This window comes from Brevibacillus thermoruber 423, assembly GCF_000454065.1.
Taxonomy (GTDB): domain Bacteria; phylum Bacillota; class Bacilli; order Brevibacillales; family Brevibacillaceae; genus Brevibacillus; species Brevibacillus thermoruber.
Map to the genome: position 1 here is coordinate 109068 of NZ_KE695649.1, position 23791 is coordinate 132858.

Annotated in this window: 23 protein-coding genes; 22 read left to right on the forward strand and 1 reads right to left on the reverse strand. The window is 60.4% G+C overall.

All coding sequences use genetic code 11. The annotated features are described in order from the left end of the window. The first annotated feature begins 4 nt into the window (after positions 1–4). The 7 genes from M516_RS0105465 (at position 5) to M516_RS22800 (ending at position 8882) form a co-directional block, all read left to right on the forward strand. A complete protein-coding gene (locus M516_RS0105465) occupies positions 5–1864 on the forward strand; it encodes a vWA domain-containing protein (RefSeq protein WP_029098220.1) in 1860 nt (619 codons plus the stop codon). Beyond that, positions 1854–4805: a VWA domain-containing protein gene (locus M516_RS0105470; protein WP_029098221.1), complete on the forward strand. Its 2952-nt coding sequence runs from the start codon at positions 1854–1856 to the stop codon at positions 4803–4805. Before M516_RS0105465 ends, M516_RS0105470 begins: the two co-directional genes overlap by 11 nt. A gap of 96 nt (positions 4806–4901) precedes the next feature. Beyond that, positions 4902–5648, forward strand: coding sequence for a DUF418 domain-containing protein (locus tag M516_RS22790; protein WP_029098222.1), 747 nt, complete (start codon positions 4902–4904; stop codon positions 5646–5648). 163 nt (positions 5649–5811) lie between these two features. Next, on the forward strand, positions 5812–6588 hold the full coding sequence (locus M516_RS0105480; RefSeq protein WP_029098223.1) for a prolipoprotein diacylglyceryl transferase: 777 nt from the start codon (positions 5812–5814) through the stop codon (positions 6586–6588). 3 nt (positions 6589–6591) lie between these two features. Next, a complete protein-coding gene (locus M516_RS0105485) occupies positions 6592–8010 on the forward strand; it encodes a radical SAM protein (protein WP_029098224.1) in 1419 nt (472 codons plus the stop codon). Continuing rightward, on the forward strand, positions 8003–8272 hold the full coding sequence (locus M516_RS22795) for a hypothetical protein (RefSeq protein ID WP_051188107.1): 270 nt from the start codon (positions 8003–8005) through the stop codon (positions 8270–8272). The genes M516_RS0105485 and M516_RS22795 overlap by 8 nt, the downstream gene beginning before the upstream one ends. A 130-nt stretch (positions 8273–8402) precedes the next feature. Beyond that, entirely contained in the window at positions 8403–8882 is a 480-nt protein-coding gene (locus M516_RS22800) for a hypothetical protein (RefSeq protein WP_051188108.1), read from the forward strand. Between the two features lie 113 nt (positions 8883–8995). Here M516_RS22800 and M516_RS0105500 read toward each other — a convergent pair whose 3' ends face one another. Then, positions 8996–9856, reverse strand: a complete 861-nt coding sequence (locus tag M516_RS0105500) for a DegV family protein (protein ID WP_029098225.1) — start codon at positions 9854–9856, stop codon at positions 8996–8998. Positions 9857–10112: 256 nt separating this feature from the next. On the opposite strand from M516_RS0105500, the gene M516_RS22805 reads away from it, so the two are divergent. The 15 genes from M516_RS22805 to M516_RS0105575 all read left to right on the forward strand — a co-directional run bounded on the left by M516_RS22805 (position 10113) and on the right by M516_RS0105575 (position 23751). Next, entirely contained in the window at positions 10113–10961 is an 849-nt protein-coding gene (locus M516_RS22805; RefSeq protein WP_035288992.1) for a patatin-like phospholipase family protein, read from the forward strand. A gap of 176 nt (positions 10962–11137) precedes the next feature. Further along, positions 11138–11542 carry a hypothetical protein gene (locus M516_RS0105510; RefSeq protein ID WP_029098226.1) on the forward strand — a complete coding sequence of 135 codons (405 nt, stop codon included), beginning with the start codon at positions 11138–11140 and terminating at the stop codon, positions 11540–11542. A gap of 125 nt (positions 11543–11667) precedes the next feature. Continuing rightward, positions 11668–12291, forward strand: coding sequence for a SurA N-terminal domain-containing protein (locus tag M516_RS0105515; RefSeq protein WP_029098227.1), 624 nt, complete (start codon positions 11668–11670; stop codon positions 12289–12291). A gap of 118 nt (positions 12292–12409) precedes the next feature. Then, complete coding sequence (locus M516_RS25450; RefSeq protein ID WP_160297151.1) at positions 12410–12550, forward strand: hypothetical protein; 141 nt, start codon at positions 12410–12412, stop codon at positions 12548–12550. A gap of 23 nt (positions 12551–12573) precedes the next feature. Beyond that, positions 12574–14031, forward strand: a complete 1458-nt coding sequence (locus tag M516_RS0105525) for an MDR family MFS transporter (protein WP_029098228.1) — start codon at positions 12574–12576, stop codon at positions 14029–14031. Positions 14032–14182: 151 nt separating this feature from the next. Next, a complete protein-coding gene (locus tag M516_RS0105530; protein WP_413541968.1) occupies positions 14183–14539 on the forward strand; it encodes a hypothetical protein in 357 nt (118 codons plus the stop codon). Between the two features lie 256 nt (positions 14540–14795). Then, a complete protein-coding gene (locus tag M516_RS0105535; RefSeq protein ID WP_029098230.1) occupies positions 14796–15722 on the forward strand; it encodes a DMT family transporter in 927 nt (308 codons plus the stop codon). A gap of 298 nt (positions 15723–16020) precedes the next feature. Beyond that, positions 16021–17064 (forward strand): cytochrome c oxidase subunit II, encoded by a 1044-nt coding sequence (coxB, locus tag M516_RS0105540; RefSeq protein ID WP_029098231.1) that lies wholly within the window; start codon positions 16021–16023, stop codon positions 17062–17064. Positions 17065–17106: 42 nt separating this feature from the next. After that, complete coding sequence (gene ctaD, locus M516_RS0105545; RefSeq protein ID WP_029098232.1) at positions 17107–18951, forward strand: cytochrome c oxidase subunit I; 1845 nt, start codon at positions 17107–17109, stop codon at positions 18949–18951. After that, the gene (locus tag M516_RS0105550) at positions 18951–19577 is read left to right on the forward strand and encodes a cytochrome c oxidase subunit 3 (protein ID WP_029098233.1); all 627 of its coding nucleotides are present in this window, start codon (positions 18951–18953) and stop codon (positions 19575–19577) included. The genes ctaD and M516_RS0105550 overlap by 1 nt, the downstream gene beginning before the upstream one ends. Before the next feature lie 3 nt (positions 19578–19580). Next, positions 19581–19898: a cytochrome C oxidase subunit IV family protein gene (locus M516_RS0105555; protein WP_029098234.1), complete on the forward strand. Its 318-nt coding sequence runs from the start codon at positions 19581–19583 to the stop codon at positions 19896–19898. A 235-nt stretch (positions 19899–20133) separates the two neighbouring features. Next, positions 20134–21036, forward strand: coding sequence for a cytochrome c oxidase assembly protein (locus M516_RS0105560; protein WP_029098235.1), 903 nt, complete (start codon positions 20134–20136; stop codon positions 21034–21036). 36 nt (positions 21037–21072) lie between these two features. Continuing rightward, positions 21073–21531, forward strand: coding sequence for a DUF420 domain-containing protein (locus tag M516_RS0105565; protein WP_029098236.1), 459 nt, complete (start codon positions 21073–21075; stop codon positions 21529–21531). Between the two features lie 264 nt (positions 21532–21795). Further along, positions 21796–22731, forward strand: coding sequence for a heme o synthase (gene cyoE / locus M516_RS0105570; RefSeq protein WP_029098237.1), 936 nt, complete (start codon positions 21796–21798; stop codon positions 22729–22731). Between the two features lie 105 nt (positions 22732–22836). Then, positions 22837–23751 (forward strand): COX15/CtaA family protein, encoded by a 915-nt coding sequence (locus M516_RS0105575; protein ID WP_029098238.1) that lies wholly within the window; start codon positions 22837–22839, stop codon positions 23749–23751. Positions 23752–23791: the final 40 nt, after the last annotated feature.

Sequence of the window (23791 nt, forward strand, 5' to 3'; positions counted from 1 at the left end):
AGTCATGCAGTGGATGGCGTTGGGCAACCTGGGATTTTTGCTGATCGTGCCGGCCATTGTCGCCCTCTACCTGCTCAAGCGAAACGTGGAGGACCTGGAGGTGCCCAGCACGCTTTTGTGGCAGCGGACGCTGCAGAGCTGGGAAGCGGTGCGCCCGTGGGAAAAGCTGCAGCGCAACCTGCTGCTTTTGCTCCAACTTTTGGCCGCCGTCCTGCTGGTGCTGGCATTGGTCCGTCCGGCCGTGCCCGCGGCGGGAGCGATTGCCGACCATACCGTGCTCGTCGTCGACACGTCCGGCAGCATGCTGGCCAGGGAAGGGGAGCACACCCGGTTTCAGCAGGCCGTCGACGCCGCTCGCGGCGTCGTGGAACGGCTGAGCGGCGGGCAGGCGATTACCTTGATCGAGGCGGGACGGGAGCCGCGGGTCCTGGTGTCCAAAGGCACGGACAGGCAGGTGCTGCTGCAGGCGCTGCAATCGCTGGCGCCCCGTCCGGGGACGAGCGATCAGCGGGCGGCCCTCTCGCTGGCCGCGGCGATCACAGCGACGGAGCCGGGCAGCGAGGTGATGTGGTTCGGCGACGGCGGGTCCGCCCGCACGGCCGAACAGGAGAGCGGCTTGGCCGTATCCGGCCCGTTTCGCTTCGTGCAAGCGGGGCGGGCAAAGGAAAACGCGGCGATCGGCGCCTTCGTCACGCAGCCGGGCCAAGCGGGGACGGAAGGGCTGCTGAGGATCGACAACTACGGCAGCCAGCCCGTGCGGGGCAGGGCGACGATCTACGGCCCCGATCAACAGGTGCTGGACGTAAGCGAGTTTGCGGTGGAGGCCGGGTCGTCCCGCACTGTTACCTTTGAACGCCTGCCCGTCGCCCCCGTCTACCGGGCGGTGATCGAACCGGAAAAGGACGGGCTGGCGGAGGACAACGAGCGGTGGAGCGTGCCGTTTGCCGCCGGAAAGGGGCGGGCGGTGCTGGTCAGTCCGCAGGGAAACCGGTTTTTGCACCAGGCGCTGCAGACGGTCGGCCGTCTGGAAGTGGAGACGCGCTCCGAGCTGCCGGACGGCACGGAGGGGGCGGCCGACTTGTGGGTGTTTGACGGCGTGGTGCCCGACCGGCTGCCGGAGGGAAACATCCTGGTGATCGCTCCCGACCGAAAAACGGACTGGCTGCCGTACGCCGGCGCGGCTGACGTGCAGGCCAGGCCGGAAGCGCTCCGGCCGGACGATCCGCTCGTGAAGTACGTGGATTGGCAGGACGTGCACGTGGCCAGGACGTCCGTGGTGCACGAGATGCCGGGCATGCGGCCGCTGGTGAAGGCGGGAGACACAAACCTCGTCCTGGCCGGGTCAATGGCGGGACGGCGGGCCGTCATCGTCGGCTTCGACCTGCACGACTCCGACTTTCCGCTGCGGCAGGCGTTCCCGATTTTCATGCAAAATGCGGCCTCCTGGCTGTCGTCCGCCCAGACCGTTCCGATCGGTCCCGCCGTTCCGGGAGAGACGCTGGCGATTCCGCTGACGCCGGGAGCGGGAAAACGGACGCTGACCTACCCGGACGGACGGGAGCAGGCCGTCGAGGCGCAGGGAACGACCTGGCTGTTCCGGGTTCCGGAGCAGACGGGGTTGTACCGGTTGACGGAAGAAGCGGAAGGGACGGCACAGGTTCGTTACTTTGCCGTTCACATGGACGAGGCGGAGTCGGACATCGCGCCGCGTTCGCTGGCGGTCGGAAGCGGCGGGGCCGGCGGGGGAGAAAGCAAGCCGCAGGACGGCCAGGCTGCCGGCAGCCGGGAGCTGACCGGGTGGCTGGCGGCGCTGGCGCTGTTGGCGGTGTTTGCGGAATGGAGGGTGTATCAACGTGGGTATTGACGTGCAGCAGCCGTGGTTCCTGCTCCTGCTGATTCCCGCCGCCTGGGTGATTGCCGCCTGGTGGCGCGGCCAGCGCCGGATGCCGAACAGCCGCAAGACGGTGATCGCCGCCGTGCGCGGCTCTGTCTTTCTCCTGCTGATTTTGGCGCTCGCCGGGACGCAGCTTCTCCATCCGGTGCGGGCGGAGACAGTGGTGTTCGTCGTCGACCGGTCGGCGTCGATGAAAGACGATCCGAGGGTCTACGCGTTCATGCGCGACGCGGTGGAGCGGAAGCGGGCCGAGGATCAGTTCGGCGTGGTGGCCGTCGGCGCGGACGCGGCGGTGGACCAGCCGCTGACGACGCGGCGGGAGGTGCAGCCGGTCGGGGTGGAAGTGAACCGGCATGCCACCAATCTGGCCGAAGGCATCCGCCTGGCCGCCGCGATGATCCCCAGCCATGCGCGAGGCAAAATCGTGCTCCTGACGGACGGATTGGCCACGCACGGCGACGCCGCGCGGGAAGCGAAGCTGGCGGCGGAGCGGGGCATTGCCGTCGAAGCGGTCTCCCTGCAGCAGCCGCAGGGAGAAGAAGTGGTTCTCACGGCCGTGCAGGTACCGGAGCGGCTGTACGCGGGCGAGGAGTATGCGATCAAGGTGGACGTCGAAAGCACCACGGCCACCCGGGCCACGCTCCGCCTGTACGAGGGGAACCGGGAAGCGGGCCGGCAGACCATTCAGGTGGAAAAGGGAAAAAACCGCTTCCTGTTTACGCAAAAAGCGCTGCAGGAGGGCTTTCAGCGCTACCGGGTCGAGATCGAACCGGAGCGGGACACGGTACAGACCAACAACCAGGCACACGCGTACACGCAGGTGGCAGGCGCCCCGACCGTGCTGGTCCTGGAGGGACATCCCGGCGCGGCGAAAAACCTGGTCAGCGCGCTTTCTGCCGGCAGCATCAAGGCGGACGTGAAGGACCCGTCGCTTTTGCCCAAGGCGCTGGACGGATACAAGCGGTACGCGTCGATCATTCTCGCCGACGTGGCGGCCACCCAGTTGAGTGACGCCGACATGGAGCGGATGCGGACGGCGGTCCGCGACCTCGGCGTGGGATTGATCATGACCGGCGGTTCCGACAGCTTCGGGATGGGCGGATGGCTGCAGACCCCGATCGAGGAAGCGCTGCCGGTCCATATGGATCTGCGCGGCAAGGAAGACCTTCCTTCGCTGGGACTGATGCTGGTGATCGACAAGTCGGGGAGCATGGCGGCGGACGCGCACGGCGTGGACAAGATGGAGCTGGCCAAAGAGGCGGCGATCCGGGCCACCTCGATGCTGAACCGGCAGGATCAGGTCGGCGTGATCGCGTTTGACGGGACGCCCTGGGAGGTGGTTCCGCCCCGGTCCGTCACCGACCTGGACGACATCCACCGGCAGATCGGCGGCATTTTCGCCGACGGCGGCACGGATATTTTCCCGGCGCTGCAGATGGCGTACGAACGGATCAAGACGATGCAGACACAGCGGAAACACGTCATCCTGCTGACAGATGGACAGTCGGGCCGGAACGACGACTACCAGGGGCTCCTGCAGCAGATGACGGGCGAAAACATCACCGTGTCCACGGTGGCCGTCGGTGACGACGCCGACACCGCGCTGCTGGAGGAAATCGCCCAATGGGGCAAAGGGCGCTACTACTTCGCCAAAGACGCGACGTCGGTGCCGAAAATCTTCAGCAAGGAGACGGCGCTGGCCAGCCGCACGTATATCGTGGAACAGCCGCAGGTGCCGACGCGCACCGGCGGCGCCGACTGGTCCGCGCTCCGCCAGCCCCTGCCGCCGCTGCACGCCTATGTGGCGACGACGCCAAAGCAGACGGCGGAACAGCTTTTGACCAGCCGGGACGAGGATCCGATCCTGATCCGCTGGCAGTACGGACTGGGCCGGTCGGTCGCCTGGACCAGCGATCTGGAGGGCAAATGGGCCCCGGACTGGGTGGCGTGGCCGGGCAACAGCCGGATGTGGAACGAGGCGGTGGCCTGGACGCTGCCCCAGGTCACAACGGGCCGCTGGAAGGCAGAGACCCGGCTGGACGGGACAACCGGCGTAGTGACGGTCACCGTCCCCAAAGGGGAGAAGCTGCCGCAGGAACTGGAAGCGGTGGTGGTCAACCAGGAGATGAAGCGGGAGGCTGTCCGGCTGAAACCGGTGGCTCCCGGCACGCTGGAGGGCCGTTTTTCCGCCGCCGAACCGGGCAGCTACCTGGTGCAGATCACGGAAAAAACAGGCGGACATGTAACGGCAAGCGAAACGGCCGGGTTGACCGTCTCGTACTCGCCGGAGTACGGTCTGCCCCGGGACGGGGACAGCGAACTGCGCCAATGGCTGGCGGCAGGCGAAGGGGCACTGATCACCAGGCCGGACGAGGTGTTTGCCGGCAGGCTGCCCGCCAAGTGGGATACGCAGCCGATCGGAGAATGGCTGCTGATGCTGGCCGCCCTGCTCTGGCCCCTGGATGTCGCCTGCCGCCGTCTGCAGCTCCCGGAAGCATGGTGGACACGGCTTGCGGCCCGCTTCCGCAGGCGCGGGTCTGCCGGGAATGCCGGCCATCCGTCGGTGTTTGCCCGCTTGGGAGAAAAGCAGGAAGAGCGGAGGCGAGGCCGGGCGGCAAGGCGAGAGGCGGAAGCGGCCGACGGGGCAGGGCAGGCGGGGACCGCTGCGGGGAAAAGCGCGTCGGCTGCAGCCGCTTCGCCCGCCGGGATGCCGCTTTCCGCGCAGGTACCCGGCAGCAGTCTGCAAGGGGAAGCGCAGAGCCGTTCCGGCGCGGGCAGCCGACCGGCGGCAGGGGCTTTTGCAACGGACAGCGCCGCTGCCGAGCAGACGGACGGCGGGAAAGCGCAGGCGGACAAGACAGGCGAGACCGTCAACCGCCTGCTGGCCGCGAAAAAGCGAAGACAGAAATGAGGGGGAAACCGCCGTCCGGGCGGTTTTCTCCTGTTCCGGGCAGTTCCCCTTTTCGGCTGCGATTTGCGATTAAGGAAACGGTAAGCAGGCGTTTACGTGAGGATAATCCTGCGCTGGTATCATGACAGCGAGGTGAAAAGCATGAAGGAAAACAGGCAGCGGCTGGCTGTCGTGGACGGCATTCGCGGATGCAGCCTGCTCGGCATTCTCTTGGCCAACATGCTGATTTTTCAATACGGGATATGGGGAAAGGACGAACTTCATCTCTATGCCCCGTCCGCCGTGGATGTTGGGGCGTACGCCCTGTTTGGCATCTATGCGGCCAAGGCGCGCTGGTTCCACGAACCTGACAGGGAGAGGCCCTTTTACCGGAACGGGGCCATTCTTTGTCTGCTCCCGGGCGTGGTGCTGGCTTGCGCCGGCTACGTCTGGCGAGACGAGGCGTGGAGCGGGACTGCGGACGTCTTGGGGAACAGCTTGTTGGCGTTCGGCTACCTGTTCGCTCTGGCATACGTATTTTCGCAGGCGGCATGGTCCACGTGGCTCCACCGGTTTGCGAGCGTCGGAAAGCTGTCCATGACCAACTATCTCATGCAAACGGTCATCTGCACGACCATTTTTTACGGGTACGGGCTCGGCTTGTTCGGGAACATCGGCGTTCTCGCCGGAATCCTCCTGGCCGTCGCGATTTTTGCCTTGCAGGCGGCCGGCAGCCACTGGTATATGAGCCGCTTCCGCTGCGGGCCGGTTGAAAAGCTGCTTCGCATGTGGACCAACGTTTCGTTCTCGGGCAGGCCAAAAGAGAAGGCCGCTGTGGGGAGAGGCGTTACCACGTCCGCATAGAACATCCACTGCCCCGTCGTCACGCATTCTTCAGGTGACGGCGGGCTTTTTTCTGCCGTAAGTAGAACCGGCTCCAGCGAGTGACAGCGGACGGAAGTTTTTATACGTCGATCGCTTTCCTTTGATATAATGCAGATAATTACGAAATTTTAGGATGATTTTCATGACCTTTCCAGTCTTTATCGACATCGGTCCGCTGCGGCTGCATCCGCACTTTGTCTTTGAGGCGCTGGCGTATTTCATCGGCTTTCGGCTCTATCTGCTGACCCGGCGCAAAGGGCGGATTCCCGTCAACCAGGCGTTTTGGGTGCTGGTCGGGGCTACGCTGGGAGCGGCTATCGGTTCCAAACTGCTGTTTTTGCTGGAAGACCCGGCGAGGACGCTGGCCCATTGGAACGAATGGGCGTACGTCATGGGAGGCAAGACGATTGTGGGGGGCCTGTTGGGCGGTTTGATCGGCGTGGAGTTGACAAAAAATTGGATCGGTCTGCGCCAATCCACCGGAGACGACATGGTGTTTCCCCTCATCACCGGCATGGCGATCGGCCGGATCGGCTGCTTTTTGACGGGCCTGGACGATCACACCCACGGTACGCCGACCGGCTGGATCACCGGCGTGGACTTCGGCGACGGTGTGCCCAGACATCCGACCCAATTGTACGAAATGGCTTTTCTCGGGCTGTTGGCTGTCTTTCTTCTCGTAGTCAAACGGGGGCGAATGCTTTGCCGATGGGAACTGCCCGAGGGGGCGCTGTTTCAGTGCTTCATGTTCGGCTATCTGAGTTTCCGGTTTCTCGTTGATTTCATCAAACCGACGCCGCACGTCTACCTGGGACTGAACAACATTCAACTGGCGTGTCTGGCGGGAATGGCTTATTACGTGTCGCTCATGCGGCAGTGGCCGCGCCGGAAGGGCGTGCCGCTGCACGGAAAGGAGTAAACCATGCCGAAAAACAGGCCGTATCTCTTCTACGAACTGACCAACAGCATTTGTTCCCAATGCCTGCGCAAGACGGAAGCCAAGGTGATCATCGAGGAAGGGCGGGTCTATCTCTGGAAACACTGCCCGCGCCACGGGCGGGAAAAGGTGCTGATCTCCACCGACGTCGACTACTACAAGCGCTGCCGGGAGTTTCTCAAACCGGCGGAGATGCCGCAGGTGTGGAACACGCCGATCCGCTACGGCTGTCCGTACGACTGCGGGCTCTGCCCGGATCACGAACAGCACAGCTGCTTGACGCTGGTGGAGGTGACCGACCACTGCAACCTGCAATGCCCCATCTGCTACGCGGAATCGTCGCCCAAGCGGACCTCGTGGCGCTCGCTCACGGAGATCGGTCGGATGCTGGATGCGGTCGTCCGCAACGAAGGGGAGCCCGACATCGTCCAGATCAGCGGCGGCGAGCCGACGCTTCACCCGCAGTTTTTCGAGATTCTGGACATGGCCAAGGCGCGGCCGATCCGCCACCTGATGGTCAACACCAACGGCATACGGATTGCGCAGGATCGGGAGTTCGTCCGGCGGCTGGCGGAATACATGCCGGGGTTTGAAATCTACCTGCAGTTTGACAGTCTGGAAAAGGAGGCGCTGATGGAGCTGCGCGGCGCCGACCTGCGGGAGATTCGCCGTAAAGCGGTCGAGCATCTGAATGAGTTCAACATCTCCACCACGCTGGTAGTGACGCTGAAAAAAGGAGTGAACGACGGGGAAATCGGCCGGGTGATCCAGTACGGGCTGGAGCAGCCCGCCGTGCGCGGAGTCACCTTTCAGCCGATTCAGGCGGCCGGACGGACGGAGGCGTTTGACCCCTCCCGCGACCGGCTGACGCTGAGCGAGGTGCGGCAGAGGATCGTCGAACAATCCGGCGTGTTTGCGGCGGAGGACATCATCCCTGTTCCCTGTCATCCCGACTGTCTGGCGATGGGGTACGCGCTCAAGCTGAACGGCAGCGTCACCCCGCTGGCGGGACTGATCGATCCGCAGATTTTGCTGGAAGGGGGCCGCAATACGATCGTGTTTGAGCAGGACCAGTCGCTCAAGGAGCGGATCTTTCACCTGTTTTCCACCAGCCATTCGCCGCAGTCGTCGGCGCTGTCGCTGAAAAGCCTGCTCTGCTGTCTGCCGCAGGTGGCCCTGCCCGACGCGATCGGGTACGAAAACGTGTTTCGCGTCATCATCATGCAGTTTTTGGACCCGTACAATTTTGACGTCCGTTCGGTCAAGAAGTCGTGTGTCCACATCGTCCATCCCGACGGGCGGATCATCCCGTTTGACACCTACAACCTCTTCTATCGGGACGGCAGGGAAGAGGTGCTGAAGGCGATACGAGACGAACGGCAAACGGAGGGAAGCCATGTCTGACAAACCGGGGAATCACGCCGCCGATGTGGGGATTGGGATCGGTATCACCGCCCTGCTTCATTTGCTGTTGTTCTTTTATCCGCAAGGCTTTCTGTTTATCGGGGTAGCCCAGCTCATCTACATGCTGCCGGTGATCGTCGTGACCGCGATCGCGGTTCGCAGCAGAACCGGCATTCTTCAGGGCATGATGCTCGGTATGGGCATTACCTTTTTGTTGAATGCCGCCTGCGTCGGCTTCGTTCTCTTTCAATTCTCCCACTAGGAGGTGACGATGGTGTATCATCTGTTCCGTGAAAGGTAACAACGCTGCCTGACCATTCGAGCTCCGCCCGCCCTGTGTAACGGAGCGGACCAGACATGCCCACACACATGAGACGGGAGGAGTTTTACCGATGGATCAACAAGCCTGGATCGATTGGCTGCACGCGGAAACCGCGGTTCTGTTTGCGGACGAAGTGTTTGAGCTGGTGATCAACCGGCACGAGTCGTACCGGCCGGAAGAGGTCTGCCGGATCATGAAGCCGGGCGCCTGCTTCATCACCCAACAGGTGGGCGGCCACAACGACCTGGAATTGAACCGGATGCTGGAAGCGCCGGTGCCGGAGGAGTACCTGCACTGGAATCTGGCATACGCGGCCGCCCAATTGGAATCGGCGGGCCTCACGGTGGTGGAGCGGAGGGAAGTATTCTCCTTTACACGGTTTTACGACGTGGGGGCGATCGTGTACTACCTGCAGGCGATCCCCTGGCAGGTGCCCGACTTTTCCGTGGAGCGCTGCGCGGACGGTTTGCTGCGGATTCACCGGGTCATCGAGCGGGACGGATACGTGGACATCCCCGCACACCGGTTTCTGCTGGTCGCGGTGAAGTAACGACGTCGTCTTGCGGACGCTGATTGGGGGCAGGAGTCCGGAGCAGCCGGGCCGAAACGCATGGAGAAAACGACAAGCACCGTCGATGCGGACGGTGCTTTTGTTTTGGCCGGTTACTCCTGTTCGCGCGGTTCGTTGGTCCAGGTGAGGGCCAGCGTGCCGCGCCCTCCGTGGACGCCCAGGACCGAGCTGAGCGGGCCGATCAGGACGTGGATGTCCTGGTATCTGGCTGTGATCGATTCCTTCAGTTCCAGCGCTTTTTCCAGGACGTTGCCGTGCAGAATCTGCACTTCCGTGATCCGGTGCTTCTTGCGGGCGGCCTCCAACTGCTCCAGGATGCGCTTGACGGCCTTGCTTTCCGTTCGCACCTTTTCAAAAAGTTCCACCACGCCGCCGCGGATGCGAAAGATCGGTTTGATCTGCAGCAGGTTGCCGAGGAAGAACTGGGCGCTGCTCAACCGGCCGCCCTTGTGAAGCTGGGACAGGCTGCCGATGACGATGTAGTTTTCGTTTTTGGCCGCTTCTTCGCGCAGCGCGGCGGCGATGGCGCGGAAGTCCACGCCCCGCTCGGCCAGTGCGATCCCTTTGAGGATCAGCGCCGTGATCGGATAGGAAACGATTTGCGAATCCACGACTTCGATCGGGAAGTCCACCATGCCGGCGGCGTTGAGACTGGCGTTGCAGGTGCCGCTCAACCGGCTGGAGAGGTGGACGGCAATGGCGCAGTCGTACGTTTCCGCCAATGTTTCGTAAAGTCTCAAGAATTTTCCGACTGATGGCTGCGAGGTTGTGGGTACCGTTTGGGCGCGGTCGATTTTTTCGTAGAGCTGCTCGGGGGACAACCCGAACCCATCCTCATACGTTCCGTCTTCAAAAATCACGTCCAGCGGCACGATGTGGATGTCATGCCTCTCCCGCAGTTCATCAGGCACGTAGGCCGTGCTGTCCGTAATCCAAGCAATTCGCTGTTTCAACCAAAAATGCCCCCTTTGTCTTCATTACCCCTATCATACTGGAACGGGCGGGGGTGTGGGGAACGTTTTCCGCGATTTCTTTGACAAGTTCGTGGAGCATCCTTCGAGAACGCGCTGCCCCGCCTGCTGACGGCGAAGAAGGCGCGAGGCGCCGTCCCGCGGCAGGGGGCCGGCTCTCCGCTTGTCCGTGCATGTCTGTGTTCATCCCAGAAATACTAACGAAAGGATACCGTCTCGACGGAAGGGAGGACACGGCATGAGCAGGTTTGGCCTGGTGCTTCAGGGAGGCGGGATGAGAGGCATCTACACGGCCGGTGTACTGGATTGCTTTCTGGAGCACGGCCTGATCGCCCCGTACGTGGCGGCCGTCTCGGCCGGCGCCTGCAACGCGCTCACCTATCTGGCGCGGGAAAAAGGACTGGGCAAGTCGATCTACATTGAACACCTGTGCGACATGCGCTTTTTTTCGTGGCGCAACCTGTTCCGCCACGGCTGCATGCTGGGCTTGGACTGTCTCTTTGACGAGATCCGCAGGCAGATTCGTCCTTTGGCGTTTGACGTCTTTTCCCAGGCCACGGAACAGTTGGTGGTCGCGGCCACCAACTTCGAAACGGGAGAAAGCGTCTACTTTTCCAAAGACGAGCACAAGGAATTCCTGCTGGCGGTGCGCGCCTCCTGCAGCATTCCGCTGCTGTCGGGGGTGGTGCAGTACCAGGGGGTGACGCTGTTGGACGGCGGGCTGGCTGACCCGATCCCGATCGAAAAGTCGCTTCGGGACGGTAACGAACGGATTGTTGTCGTGCGCACAGGGACGGAAGAGTACGTCCGGCAGCCGGTCAACCTGTCCTGGCTGGGAGAGCGGCTGTTTCCCCGGTACAAGCATCTGGTGCGCGTCTTGTTCGATCATCACCGCCGGTTCAATGAGACACTGGCGCGGATCAGGTCGCTGCGTGAGGAGAAGCGGGCCTTCGTCATTACGCCGAGCAAACCGGTCCGCATCCGCCGGGTGGAACGCAATCCGGCCCGGCTGCTGGACTTGTATACCCTGGGCTACCAGGATGCGAGCAGGGCGCTGGGTCCGCTCTGCCGCTGGATCGAATCGTGAGGAAAGCCCGCAGCCATGTGCGGGCCTTTTTCCCCTGCGGCTCCCGTCAACAGGCTCCTGATTGGTCGGGGGCCTGTTTTGCTGCTGCCGGTGCCCCAAGGGGCGGTGGTACAAGCAAAGCACGGCCGCTTCTCATAAATAAGGAGTAAAGAGAAAGACTGGAGGAGGTGGGAGCCATGACACCGGGGAAAAACGAGATGACACAGGACAGCGTGCAGCGTATCTATCAACGCCTGGACAAGTTCGAGGAACGGATCGACCAACTGGAAGGAAAAATGTCCGTGGCGACCAAATGGCTGGAGCGCATCGAACACCGCCTGGAGAGGATGGAGGAGGTTCGCGCCGAACTGCTGCAGGCGATCACCAAATTGCAGACGGAACTGGAGCTGAAACGGGGCACGACGGAGAAGGACTTGATCCTGCAATTGTTGGACCACGACAAAAGCGACATGGAACAATTCACCAAAATGATCGAAGGGGACAAGGGAAGAAAGCATGAGCGGTTTTTGCAGATTTGGGCGGTTTTGGGGCCGGTTATTGCCTCCGTGATTTCCGCTTTGTTTACCAAGTACTTATTATAGGGTTGTCACAAATTTGTCACCATTGTGGAAAGGTTGTGGAACAGTGATTCCATCTTTCTTCCGCAACCGCTCTCTATTATAATGGCATAATGGCGTAGAAGTGCGAAGAAAGAGAGGACGACCTGATGAAAAAGTTTGATGTATCCATCCTGGCTGCCGCCGTGCTGCTGCTGGCGCTGGCAGTGGTGGGGCTTTCGGAGGGAGAGAAGGAAGATCCGGCTGTCGCCAAGGTGGGAGACGTGACGATCACCGAGTCGCAATTCAGCGACGCGTTGAAACACAAGTACGGGATACGGGTCATGGACCAGTTGATCGCGGATGCGCTGATCACCCAGGAAGCGAAGCAGCAGGGGGTCACGATTGACGAAGCGGAACTCGAAAAGCAGGTTGACGCGCTGAAAAAGTCGCTGGGCTCGGATGAAGCATTCCGCCGCTCGCTGGAAAAGAAGGGATTCAACGAGCAGACGTTCCGGGAAGCGCTGAAAATCGTAATGCTGAAAGACAAGCTGTTTGAAAAGGCGTATCCGGTGACGGAAGAGCAAATCAAGGAGTACTACGACAAGAACAAGGAGAAACTGGGCAATCCCGTGCCCACCCTGGAACAGGCGCGGGAGAAAATCAAGGAAAAACTGGCGGGCAAGAACCGTGCCAAATACCAAGACGAGTGGATAAAAGGATTGGAGAAAAAGTACGGCCCAACCCTGCTCGACCCCGTACTGGCGAAGCAGAAAGCGAGCGAAGAGGAATAGCGAGGGCGTGTGCACGTGGCGACCTGGGCCGCATGATTACCGGCGGCACAGGTCGTTCGTCTTGTGTCGGTGGCCGCGTCATTGCGTTGCCCGGCACCGCTGTCCGGCGGGCAGGTGAATGGCCGCGGCAAGCAGTCGGGAAACGTTTGCCGGATTCGCGGAAGGGGAGCGGCGCCAGCTTTCCGGGCTGATGTTCTGCCCGGCGGATGCGCTGCAGCGGCCGGAACCGGACGGCGCCAGCGGAAAAGAACGCCGGTAACGGCAGGAGTGGAGGATGTGTCGATGAAACCCGTTACAAACAAGCGCAATGTGACCATTGCCGTGATGATCGCCACCTTTTTGGCCGCCATTGAAGGGACGATTGTCAGCACGGCAATGCCCACCATCGTCAGCGATCTGGGAGGACTCCATCTGATCAGTTGGGTGGTGTCCATCTACCTGCTGACGTCGGCGGTCACCACCCCGATTTACGGAAAACTGGCCGACTTGTACGGACGGAAAATCGTGTTCAACGTCGGGGCCAGCCTGTTTCTGATCGGGTCGGTGCTGTCGGGGCTGTCCCAGACGATGGAACAGCTCATCTGGTTTCGCGCCTTTCAAGGGATGGGCGCTGGCGCCATCATTACCATTACCTATACGATTATCGGGGACATCTACCCGTTTGAAGAGCGGGGAAAAGTGCAGGGGTGGATGAGCGGGATCTGGGGCATCTCCGGCATCCTGGGTCCGCTGACCGGCGGCCTTTTGGTGGACTACGTCTCCTGGCACTGGATCTTTTACATGAATCTGCCGTTCGGGATCGTGTCCATCGCCCTGATCGGGATGTATTTGCACGAGCAGATCGAAAAGAAGCGGAAGCATATTGATTACGCCGGGGTCGCGACGTTTACCGCCAGCATGTCCGCGCTGCTGTACGCGCTGTTGAGCGGCGGGACGGAACACCCCTGGGATTCGCCGCTGATCATCGGGCTGCTGGTCGCTGCCGCGTGCGGCCTGGCGCTGTTTCTCTACATCGAGAAAAAGTCGCCCGAACCGATGCTGCCGCTGCAGTTGTTCTCCATCCGCGCCATCAGCGTAGCCAATCTGGCGGGCTTTCTGCTGGCGGCCGTTCTGGTGGCCGTCTCCTTTTATCTGCCGATGTGGATTCAGGGGGTCTACGGTCAAGGAGCGACCGGCTCCGGCCTGACGCTGATTCCGATGTCGATCGGATGGCCGCTGGGAGCGGCGTGGAGCGGCCGGCTGCTGGCCCGGATCGGGATTCGCACCACCTCGCTGATCGGGCTGATCGCCCTGATCGGGGCGACGCTCTGGCTGGCGCTGATTTCGGCGGAAACGCCGCATTGGATGCTGTTTGTGATCACCTTTGTCGTCGGTTTCGGGTTCGGCTTTGCCTTTACCTCGTTTACCGGCGCCGTCCTGTCCGTCGGCTGGAACCTGCGCGGAGCCGCGATGGCGACCAACACCTTGATCCGGACGCTGGGGCAGACGATTGGCATCGCCCTGTTCGGTCTGATGCTCAATCGGTCCATACAGGGCATCCAGGGGACGGAGAGCGTCGACGTCAACAAGATCCTCAACCCGGAGACGGCCCGGCACTTCCCGCCGGACGTGCTGCAGGCGGCGCGGGAAGCGCTGGCCGGCGGGCTGCATCAGATCTTTGTCGTGTTGGCGCTGCTGACCGTCGTCAGCCTGGTGGTGACGCTGGCGTATCCGCGGCAGGAGCGGCAGGAAGCGGCGTAGCCTGCGGCGCGCGAGGCGAGCTGTGCCGATCGGGAAGCGGCGCGTACCGCCCGGCGGCCGTTGGCGGCAGGACGGGTCGGATGCTCGGGCCGGCGGGTTAAGCGGCAGCGGCGGCGGACATACTGAAGGTAGTCCAACAGAAGGAGGAAGGATGCTGGTGGCCGGTTTGCTCGTAAAGCTGTTCGTCTGCCCGGCGGTGGTCGTCCTCGCCGATGCCCTGTTCCCGGAGTTGAATTACGCCTCCCTCTATCAGTCGATCGGCGTGGGACTGTTTTTCGCCATCGCCGGACACGTGCTGGAATTGTTTCTGCTGAGGCCCGGCACCTTGTGGCTGAGTACGGCGGTCGATTTTATCGCCGCCTTCCTCATCGTCAACCTGAGCGCCTTTGTCCTGCCCGGGGCGCGGATCGTCCCCATCGGCGCCGGTTTTGCCGCCATCCTGCTCGGCGTGGCCGAATACCTGCAGCACCTCTGGCTGATCAGGAGCGGACGCGCGGAAAAGGCGTGACATGCGATGCCCCCGGAAATGCCGCGATGGCTTTCCGAGGGGCTTTTTTGCCGGTCGGCCCCGAAACCTCCTGTCGGACGGGAAGCGCCGCCGCTCGCGGCAGCCGTTGTGAACCGCCGCCTATATGATCCATCCCGCCCCGGGAGATGGAGAAGGTGCCAAAAGGGGACGCGGCGCTTTGACAGGAGACGGCGGTCGGGATATGCTACAAGTTGGAGAGGCAAAAGGGAAATGGCGGGAGAAATGGGGGATGGTGGTGCGGGCTATTGTGCTGGGCGTTGTGGCTTCCTTCTTTTTTGCCTTTACGTTTGTGCTCAACCGGGCGATGGATCTGGCAGGAGGCAGTTGGATCTGGAGTTCCTCGCTTCGCTATTTGTTCATGGTCCCGTTTCTGCTGGCGATCGTCTGGCTGCGCGGCAATCTGCGCCCGCTGTGGCGGGAGATGAGGGCCAGACCGTGGGCGTGGCTGGTCTGGAGCTTCGTCGGATTCGGGCTGTTTTACGGTCCGCTCAGTTTTGCCGCCGCGTACGGTCCGGGCTGGCTGATCGCCGGCACGTGGCAGGTGACCATCGTCGCCGGTTCGCTGCTTGTTCCGTTTTTGGGTCAGAAAATTCCGTACAAGGGACTGGCCGTATCCCTGATCATCCTGGCCGGGGTGGCCCTGATGCAGATGGAGCACGCGAAGGCGCTCGGGGTCAAGGAGGCGCTGTACGGGATCGTGCCGGTTGTCGTCGCCGCGTTTGCCTATCCGCTCGGCAACCGCAAGATGATGGAAATTACCCGGGGGCGACTTGACGCCTACCAGCGGGTGCTGGGCATGACGCTGGCCAGCATCCCGCTATGGCTGCTGCTGGCAGTCTGGGGAGCGGCGGCGGAGGGACTGCCCAGCGTCAGCCAGACGGTGCAGTCCCTGATCGTGGCGGTGACGTCCGGGATCGTGGCGACGGTGCTGTTTTTTCAGGCCACCGACTTGTCCAAGGGCAGTCCCGGGCGTATGGCCGCGGTGGAAGCCACGCAGGCGGGCGAAGTGGTGTTTGCCGTGCTGCTGGAAGTGCTCCTGCTGTCCGCGCCGCTGCCGGGGGCATGGTCGTGGGCCGGAATGCTGCTGGTCGTCGGCGGCATGGCGCTGCACAGCCGGGTCTCTCACAAAAAAGAATCGGCTTGTCAACCCATTGAAAAATAGTTTCACAAAATTGTTCATAAATTTGTTAACAGATTTATTCCAAATGGCATGGGAGCTTCCAAGAAAATTATGTATACTTAAGAGGTTACCAGTCGAGGTAGGTGTAGGGAATGGCCCTTACTCTATTTGTTTGTCGCGCTCTCCGGTTGCTAATACTTTTCAGCTTTGGGTATCATAGTGGAGGATAGCAGCAGGCGGAGTGATCGTTGACAGACAAAAGAGTACGAATAAACATTCGGCTGCACGGCAGGTTGCGGGCGGAATGTTACCAACACGAAAGAAAGAGGGGTTCAATGGTATGAAGAGTTGGCAACAGTTTTGGCGTCAGCTTTTCCTGTTTGGGTTGCTGGCGCTGACACTAACCGGTTGCGGCATACAAGAGCTCTCCGCGCTCAAGCCGCAGGGGCCGGTTGCAGCAATGCAGTTCGATCTGATGAAGTTGTCCTTCTCCATCATGATCGGCGTCTTTATCGTTGTTATTCTGATCTTGACCTATGTCCTTATCCGTTATCGCAAACGTCCGGGACAAGAGGGCATTCCGAAACAGGTGGAAGGCAGCCACACGCTGGAGATCCTATGGACGGCCATTCCGTTCCTGCTTCTGATCATCATGGCTATCCCGACGGTCACCACCGGCTTTGCTCTTTCCAAAGAATACGATAATAAGGAAGCGCTTCAAGTGAACGTAACCGCTCACCAGTTCTGGTGGGAGTTCGAGTATCCGGATCTCGGTGTAGCTACCGCGCAAGACCTGGTGCTGCCGGTGGGCAAAAAGGTTCAATTCACCCTGAACTCCGCCGACGTGATCCACGCGTTCTGGATTCCGGCGCTGGGCGGTAAAATCGACACCAACCCGGGCCTGGAAAACAAAATGTGGCTGCAGGCCGACAGAACCGGCACCTTCTACGGCAAATGCGCCGAACTGTGCGGGGCGTCCCATGCTCTGATGGACTTCAAAGTGGAAGTAATGGAGCAGGCCGACTTCGACAAGTGGGCACAGAAGATGAAAACCGTGCAGTCTGCCGATCCGAAGAAGGCTACCGCCAGTGCCGCAGAAGGCCAAGCCATTTTCGAAAAGAGCTGTTTGGGCTGCCACGCTGTAGCGGGCAAAGGCGGAAAACTGGGTCCGAACCTGACCAACTTTGCTGACCGCATGCGCGTGGCGGGCATCAAGCCGAACGAGCGTAAATACCTTGAGGAATGGCTGAAAGACCCGCAAAAAATGAAGCCGGGCAACAACATGCCAAACCTGAACCTGAGCGACGACCAAGTGAACGCACTGGTTGATTACCTGTACACCCTCAGTGTGAAGGACGAAGTGAAGGACGAAAACAAACAGTAAGCGACCGTCATGAGGCAGTGACGCTAAAAAGGAGGTAAAACCGTGTCTGCACATGCTTCTCATGCACCAAAGCGGTCAGGGCTGTGGGATTGGCTCACGACAGTGGACCACAAGAAAATCGCGATCCTGTACCTGATTGCCGGCGGCCTTTTTTTCCTGGCCGGCGGAATTGAGGCCCTGCTGATTCGTTTGCAATTGATGTATCCGGAGCTTTCCGTCGTCGGGGCCAAGACGTTTAACGAACTGATTACCATGCACGGTACCACGATGATCTTCCTGGCGGTCATGCCAGTGATTTTTGCCCTGATGAACGCGGTTGTTCCGCTGCAAATCGGTGCGCGCGACGTTGCGTTCCCGTTCGTCAACGCACTCGGTTTCTGGCTCTTTTTCTTCGGGGGCGTGCTTCTGAACACCAGTTGGTTTTTGGGCGGTGCGCCTGACGCCGGCTGGACGTCCTACACGACCCTGGCCCTCAACCAATTCAGCGGCCGCGGCATTGACTTCTACGTGCTCGGCCTGCAGATCGCCGGTCTGGGTACCCTGATCGGTGGGATCAACTTCCTGGTGACGATCATCAACATGCGCGCGCCGGGCATGACCTTCATGCGCATGCCGCTGTTCACCTGGACGTCCTTCGTGACTTCCGGCTTGATTCTGTTCGCGTTCCCGGCGATCACCGTCGGTCTGGTGCTGTTGATGTTCGACCGCCTGTTCGGGGGCAACTTCTTTAACCCGGATGCCGGCGGTAACATTCTGATCTGGCAGCACCTGTTCTGGATCTTCGGTCACCCCGAAGTGTACATCCTGATTCTGCCTGCGTTTGGTATCATCTCTGAAGTCGTTAGTACATTCTCGAAAAAGCGTCTGTTTGGTTACAGCTCCATGGTATTCGCGACCGCGCTGATCGGTTTCCTCGGCTTCATGGTGTGGGCGCACCACATGTTCACCACCGGCATGGGGCCGATTGCCAACACGCTGTTCGGTCTGGCGACCATGTTGATCGCGGTGCCGACCGGTATCAAAATCTTCAACTGGCTGTTCACCATGTGGGGCGGTCAAATCCGCTTCACCACGGCAAACCTGTTCGCCGTCGGGTTCATTCCGACCTTCACCATCGGCGGTATGACCGGTGTGATGCTGGCGATTCCGCCGGCTGACTACCAATACCACGACAGCTATTTCGTCGTGGCGCACTTCCACTACGTAATCGTAGGCGGTCTCGTATTCGGTCTGTTTGCCGGCCTCTACTACTGGTGGCCGAAAATGTTCGGCAAGATGCTGAACGAAACGCTCGGGAAATGGAACTTCTGGACGTTCTTCGTCGGGTTCCACCTGACCTTCTTCCCGCAGCACTTCCTGGGTCTGATGGGGATGCCGCGCCGCGTCTTCACCTACCTGGCCGGCCAAGGTCTGGAACTGGGCAACTTCATCAGTACGATCGGCGTGTTTGGCATGAGCATCGGTACGATTCTGTTCCTGGTGAACGTCGCCGTTACCGCGAAGAGCGGCAAACGCGCTCCGGCCGACCCGTGGGATGGCCGCACGCTGGAATGGTCGATTCCGTCTCCGCCGCCGGAGTACAACTTTGCGCAAACGCCGCTGGTACGCGGTCTGGACGCGCTGTGGGTAGAAAAAATGGCGGGGAACAAAGGCATGACCCCGGCCGAACCGCTGGGCTCCATCCACATGCCGTCCGGTTCCTTCCTGCCGTTCGTCATGTCTGTGGGGCTGTTTATCGCCGGTTTCGGGTTCATGTATCACAACTACGTGGTCGTCGTCATCGGCTTGGCGATCAACTTTGCGTGCATGCTGCTGCGTTCGCTGACAGACGACCCCGGCTATCACATTGAACCGGACGAGATCGAAGAGAAGGGGGTTAAGGCGTAATGGCTACACATCACGTACACGCGGTTCTGCCTGACGAACCGGAAAAAGCCACCCTGGAAGGGAAGAACAAGATCCTCGGCTTCTGGCTCTTCCTCGGCGGGGAAACCGTTCTCTTCGGTTCGCTGTTCGCGACGTTTATCGCTCTGCGCGACCAGACCAACGGCGGACCTTCTTCGCAGCAGCTCTTTGACATGCCGCTCGTGGCGATTGCGACGCTGCTGCTCTTGACCAGTTCGCTCACCAGCGTGTTTGCGGTGCTGGCGATGCACAAGAAAAACCTGAAACAGGTGCAGGCCTGGCTGACCGTGACGGTCCTGCTCGGTCTCGGCTTCCTCGGCCTGGAGATTTACGAGTTCATGCACTACTACCATGAAGGACACAAGATTTCGTCCAGCGCGTTTGGTTCGGCGTTCTACACGTTGGTTGGCTTCCACGGAGGCCACGTGCTGTTCGGGATTCTCTGGATCGTCACCCTGCAGTTGGCGGCCGTCAAAAAAGGCCTGACCGTGGTGACCGCTCCGAAGTTTTACGTCGCCAGCCTGTACTGGCACTTCATCGACGTCGTGTGGGTGTTCATTTTTACCGTGGTCTATCTCATGGGCATGATCGGTGGAAAGGTGGGATAAGCGATGGGAGCACATACGCACAATGAAGAAGTACGCAAGCCCAAAGTGAAAAAGGAAAGCGCGAAGAACCACATTGTGGCCTTTATCGCTTCCCTCGTGCTCACCGCCCTGGCTTTCGTCGCAGTCGCTTATGAGGTGGTGCCGAGCGGATTTACCGTACCCTTTATCGTCGGACTGGCGTTTGTCCAGGCGCTCTTCCAGTTGTTCTTCTGGATGCACATGGACCAAAAGGGGCATGAGTTTGCCCGCATCTCGATCTTTGCCGGCCTGTTCTTCGTGCTGGCAGCCGTGATCGTGTTCGTGTTCTGGGTGTGGGTGTAAAAACAGAAACAGAAAGAAGGGCAGACTTCTTGGTCTGCCCTTTTTTTGCGCATCCGCAAGGGGATGACGAGTTCACCAAGGGAGCGCAAGCGGTGGCAAACAGGCTGACGCGCTGCTAACAGCCGAATATTTGTCCGAGTTTGTTCATTTTTACAAGAGGAAGAAAGCGCAAATCAGCGGTATAATGGAGTTTGAATGAAGGGCACCCTTTCTAGTAGGAAAGGAGACGGGATTCATGCATAACCACCATCAGCATCACAACGCGTCCGATACGGGAATCGGCCCTTTTTCCGATCTGTGGAATCCGGAAGTCCTGCTGATCACGCTGCTCTTGGTCGTCCTGTACTTCCTGGTGACCGGACCGCTGCGCAGCCGCTTTGCCGGCGCAGAGCCGGCGACCGGGAAACAACAGACCATCTTTGTCCTGGCGATGGTGATCCTGTACGCGGCAGCGGGAAGTCCGATCAACTACCTGGGGCACCATTACCTGTTCAGCATGCACATGCTGCAGATGGCTCTGCTGTTCATTGCGCTGCCGCCGATGATCATGCTGGGCATTCCGGGCTGGCTGTGGGCCGTCATTTTCCGCAACCGGGGGGTGCGTGCCGTCCTTCGTTTCTGTACCCGACCGGTGGTAGCGGCGCTTCTCTTCAACAGCCTGCTTTCCTTTTATCACTTTCCGGCGATTCTGGACTATGCGGCCCAGAACCACAATTGGATGAACGCCATTCACGCGGTAATCTTTCTCGCCGCCTTCTGCATGTGGTGGCCGATCGTGAGCCCGCTTCCCGTGCAGGAGAAACCGTTGGAAGGGCTGCGGAAAGTGGCGTATCTGTTCCTCAATGGCGTCTTGATTACGCCGTCCTGTGCCCTGATCATTTTCGCGGGCGAACCGCTTTATCACAGCTACATGAATGCGCCGCTACTGTTTCCGGGCCATACCGCCTTCGAGGACCAGCGCCTGGGCGGCATCATCATGAAGCTGGTGCAGGAAGGGGTATACAGCTCGGTGCTGGCGTACATCTTCTTCCGATGGTATAAACAGGAGAAACAGAACGATTTGCCAATGGACCAGCAGACGCCCGGACCACAATTGGGTGATCTGGCTGCGTCCGGCGCCGACAAGGGAAACGCGTAACAAACAGAGAGAAACGGACGATTTGAGGTGTAGGACATGTCGATCATTCTGCCGACCATCAGCACGTCGTTTATTGCCATCAGCGGCATTCTCGTCGCGTTCGGCTGGTATAACATCCGCTGCCGCCGGACGGAAACGCACATCAAGCTGATGACATGGGCGGCCATTTTCGCCACCCTCTTCTTTATCACCTACGTGTCTCGCACTGCCTTCGTGGGCAATACCCATTTTGGCGGTCCGGACGATATCCGCATCTTCTATCAAATTTTCCTGCTCTTTCACATCGTGTTGGCTACGGTGGGGGGCGTGATGGGGCTGGTTACCCTCTACTACGGGTACAAAAAGCAGTATGCCAAGCACAAAAAAATCGGCCCCTGGACTTCGGTAGTCTGGTTTGGCTCGGCGATCACGGGCGTAACCGTATACACCCTGCTGTACCTGATTTATCCGGGCGGAGAGACGGCCGGCGTGCTGGACGTCATCTTCGGCTGGTAAGCGCATGTTGAAATTTTGTCAAGAATGACGTCGTTTTGGACCGGCTTCTTCTGATACAGTAACGGTAGCCGCAGCGAAGCGCGGGGGAGCGGGCACACTCGGGCACCCCGCACGTTGACTAGTTTCGACCTGATTCGCTACAATGTAAGCTGATTTATTCGCCGAAACGAATACGTGTGAGAGATTCGGGCCGCCGCTTCCTCGCTTGAAGCGGTATGCCCTTGTAAAGGGATGTTTGCACGAATGAGACAGGAGGTACGAAACGTGGACCAGCAAGTGACGATGCAGGAATCGCTCAATACCGATTCCGCCATGCAGGCCCAACCGGTGCAGCAGGCCACTTGGCGCGATTACGTGCAGCTCACCAAACCGGGCATCACCATGTCCAACCTGATGACAACATTTACCGGTCTGTGGCTGGCTTCCCACGGTTTTCCCGATTGGAAACTGGCGCTGTTCACCATGCTTGGCACCGCCTTGGTGATCATGTCCGGTGCGGTGCTGAACAACTACTACGACCGTGAACTCGATCAAAAAATGAAACGCACCAGGGACCGCGGTCTGGCGTCCGGGCGCATTCAGCCCCGTCATGCGCTTCTGCTCGGAATCGCGCTCCTGCTTGCTGGTCTGGTCGTGCTGGCTGTCTTTGCCAACCCGTTGGCGGCGGTCTGGGGCTTGATCGGCCATATTTTCTACGTGTTGATCTACACACCGCTGAAGCGCGTCACCAGCCTGAATACGGTGATCGGCGGCGTTTCCGGTGCGGCTCCCCCGGTAATCGGCTGGGTGGCGGTCACCAACAACATGGACCCGAGCGCGTGGCTGCTGTTTTTGATCCTGTTCCTGTGGCAGCCGCCCCATTTCCTGGCGCTGGCCATGCTGAAAACGGAAGATTACCGTGCAGGCGGCATTCCGATGCTGCCGGTGGTCAAAGGGTTTGCCGAGACGAAGCGGCAGATGTTCCTGTGGGGCTCCGTGCTGCTGCCGGCCTCGCTGCTCCTGTTCCTGCACGGCAACGTCGGCTATCTCTATCTGGCGGTCATGGCGGTCATGGGCCTGCTGTACATCGTGTTCCTGTACCAGGGCTTCCATGCCAAGGATGACCTGGCGTGGGCGCGCAAGCTGTTCGGGTATTCCATTCTGTACCTGACCGTGTTCTGCGCGGCCATCGTCGTCAGCACGATGATCGCGAACTTTTGACACGCAACGCTCACAAATGGCAACGGAACATCCCTTGCATGGCGGGGGATGTTTTACTATTGTAAAAAGGGGCAACAATAATTTATTCGAGCTAGGTGTTCGCAGATGGAAAAATGGCTGAAACCGCTGGCTGTCGTTGCCACGCTCGTCATGTTGGGCGTGATGATTGGCGGCTCGCTGGTAACGAAGACCGAATCGGCATTGGGATGCGGGAACGACTGGCCGCTCTGCAACGGCAGATGGGTCCCGGAATACACGTTGGAATCGCTGATTGAATACATGCACCGGTTCGTCACGGGGATCGCCGGCATCGTGGTCGGTGTGTTTTCCGTGATGGCCTGGCGCCGCTACCGGGGCAACCGGGAAGTGCGCAACCTGGCCATCTTTGGCTTGTTCTTTATCGTCGTGGAGTCCATTCTGGGCGCATCCGCGGTGATCTGGCCGCAGTCGTCCGGGGTGCTGGCGCTGCACTTTGGATTTTCCCTGCTGGCCTTTACCGGCGTCTTTCTGTTAAGCCTGTTCGTGCTGCAGAGAGACAAGCGGGAGAAATGGGTGCAGATGCCCGTCTCCAAGGGATTCCGCAATTACATCTGGGGCGTGGCCGCGTACGCCTATGGCGTCGTCTACCTGGGCGCCTATGTCCGCCATACCGGTTCCAGCATGGGATGCAGCGACTGGCCGCTCTGCCAGGGCAGACTGATTCCCGAGCTGGCGGGACAGACCGGCATTCACTTCGCGCACCGGGCGGCTGCCGCCCTGCTGTTCGTGCTGGTCCTGGGCGCCATGATCTACGCCGTCCGCCATTTCAAGGAGAAGCGGCGCGACCTGTACGGGGCGAGCATCCTGGCCTTCGTGCTGACGGCGGTGCAGATCCTGAGCGGCGGGTTGGTCGTGCTGTTCCGGCTGCATCTGTACGCGACCCTGTTCCACTCGCTGGTCATTACCTGTCTGTTTGCCGTCATCTGTTACATGTGCGTGCAGTCGCTCAAGCAGCCGCACAAGTCCACTGTTCGCCACTGACAAGCGAAAACGAGTGAAGCCGCCATCCGGCCGTGTGCCG